The organism is Leptolyngbya cf. ectocarpi LEGE 11479 (assembly GCF_015207065.1).
Classification (GTDB): Bacteria; Cyanobacteriota; Cyanobacteriia; order Phormidesmidales; family Phormidesmidaceae; genus Leptothoe; species Leptothoe ectocarpi.
Genome location: NZ_JADEXP010000615.1, coordinates 1 through 1600, shown reverse-complemented (window position 1 = coordinate 1600; position 1600 = coordinate 1). Strand labels below are relative to the sequence as shown.

1 protein-coding gene and 2 pseudogenes are annotated in these 1600 nt (G+C 46.1%); all 3 read right to left on the bottom strand.

Annotated elements, in window-relative coordinates; all coding sequences use genetic code 11:
* Positions 1-218 (bottom strand): annotated as a pseudogene (locus IQ260_RS30480) (glycogen debranching enzyme); the annotation flags it as partial.
* An 11-nt stretch (positions 219-229) separates the two neighbouring features.
* Positions 230-793 (bottom strand): DUF3122 domain-containing protein, encoded by a 564-nt coding sequence (locus tag IQ260_RS30475; protein WP_193996784.1) that lies wholly within the window; start codon positions 791-793, stop codon positions 230-232.
* Positions 759-1600 (bottom strand): annotated as a pseudogene (locus IQ260_RS30470) (ATP-dependent metallopeptidase FtsH/Yme1/Tma family protein); the annotation flags it as partial. The pseudogene IQ260_RS30470 and the gene IQ260_RS30475, both read right to left, overlap by 35 nt.

Genomic DNA, 1600 nt, shown 5'->3' with positions numbered 1-1600 from the left:
GCTGAAATACCTGGAATAAAAATATGCCAATAGTGAAAAATACGATTTTTGTCTGGATCTAGGCTAATAGATGCATTTGGTTGGGGAGAGTCTGGCGTATCAAAGAGTAGTAGCTCAACAGCAGTGGCTCCTCGGGCATATAGACAAAAGTTGGCTCCACCATCGCGGACGGTTGCTCCCAAAGGAAAGCTTGTACCTGATTCTACTGTCAGTGCCATAGTCAAAAACTCTATAGGTGCACACAAATCAAACCTTTGCATGTCCCTATAATTAACCATTCCTCTAACACATTAGGCGGAATCGATAGCCTTACTGGATTCTCTGTTTTAGTAGGGAGCTGTAGCTGTAGAGATTGTACATCCTGAATATATGGAATCAGTGTATGGATATCGTATTGACTAACATTTGGGGCAGGTAATTCACCCATAAAATGTCGCTGGGTAAGATTGGGCACACTCAATTTTTGCCCTAAATCTGTTTCTATGATCAGGGGCTGGGCGGCATCAAGATAAACACTGTCAGATTGAGTCGTTAACCATAAATAAACATCTTCGCTATCCTGTGCCATGGGTTTTAGTGCGGTTACTTCCCAGTGGTTGCCTATGGTATCCGTCAATGTCTGCTGCGATTGATAAACCCACTGATCGGCTTCTTTCAAAAACTGTACGTTTGCTATGGCCACGGGTGCAGACCATAGGAGCATAAGCAAAAGGATGAGTCCCAGGATGGCTAATAGCTTTGTGACCGTTTGGACAAAGCTAGGATGGTGATCTGAGCTGATAGGGCGTTTCATACTGTCGATCTCCTCGTGAGCTGTTGGTTTTTAGCCTTTGATGCCCTGGGTTTAGCCAAGATTGCAGCGCTGTTGATGGCCGAATCTCTGACAGCAGTGCTTTTAATGTGTCACCCTCCAGGGTTTCTGTTTTCAACAGTTTTTGGGCAATTTTTTCTAAAACTTCTTGATTTCTCACTAGAATTTCAAGGGCCATTTGATAGGTTTGATCGATCAGTTCTTTGATCTCTCGGTCAATGGTTTCTGATAGGTGGGGACTAATGGGACGACGAGGCTGGGCAAGGCCGTCTAAAAACTGAGTTTGGTTCCGTTCTATGGCTACAGGTCCCAGGGTTTTACTCATGCCATAGAGGGTAATGCAACGTTCTGCCAGGTCGGTTGCTTTTTGAATATCATCACTTGCTCCAGTGGATATTCTGTCAAAGATCAGCTCTTCAGCGGCACGTCCGCCCAACAGCGTCATGAGTCGACCCCGAAGCTCATCTTCCATCATCAAGAATCGATCATCTTCTGGTAGCTGGAGTGTGTACCCTAACGCAGCCACTCCTCTGGGGACGATGGATATTTTCTCTACATGCCCAGAGCCCGGCATCAATGCCCCAATAATGGCGTGTCCTGCCTCGTGGTAGGCGACGGTTCGTTTTTCTAGATCGTTTAGGATTCGTGATTTCTTCTCTAGTCCTGTTAACATCCGTTCAATAGCTTCATTAAAATCAGCCATCTTCACCGCTTCTCGATTTTTTCTGGCGGCCAGCAAGGCTGCTTCATTGATTAAGTTGGCCAGGTCGGCCCCGGCAAAGCCAGGAG